1 rRNA gene is annotated in these 507 nt (G+C 45.4%); it reads left to right on the forward strand.

Annotation, left to right across the window (positions count from 1 at the left end):
* Nucleotides 1–145 precede the first annotated feature (145 nt).
* Nucleotides 146–261, forward strand: a 5S ribosomal RNA gene (gene rrf / locus ROSEINA2194_RS08020).
* Nucleotides 262–507: the final 246 nt, after the last annotated feature.

The following is a 507-nucleotide window of genomic DNA, read 5'->3' on the forward strand; positions in this document are numbered from 1 at the left end:
AGGTAGATAGGTTATGAGTGGAAGAGCCGCAAGGCTTGGAGCGACATAAAACTAATAGGTCGAGGTCTTAACTTAGAAACACCGAGACAAGCGAATAACTTCAGTACTTCTTCTATATGGTTTTGAGAGAATAGTCTCTCAGAGAAACAGTGGCGACAGCTGTGAGGATCACCCGTATCCATGCCGAACACGGAAGTTAAGCTCACAAACGCCGAAAGTACTTGGCCGGAAGCGGCCCGGGAGGATAGGAAGCTGCTGATAAAGGAAAGGACTTGCAGAGATGTGAGTCCTTTTTACATGCATAAATTTGAAGGGAGTAGGACAAAGGTGTCCGGAAGAATCCGTGAGAGATGTCATCCGAGTCATAGATTCTTCACTCCGTGTCATATTTCCGCTTTCCTGCTTTCTTACAAAGCATTCTTGTCTCCATTCAGAATGACGATTGAAGGAGAGAGTGTCATGATGAGGGGAACGATAAGGCGTCATAATGAGGAATGTTAATCGTCA

This window comes from Roseburia inulinivorans DSM 16841 (assembly GCF_000174195.1).
GTDB classification, from domain to species: Bacteria; Bacillota; Clostridia; order Lachnospirales; family Lachnospiraceae; genus Roseburia; species Roseburia inulinivorans.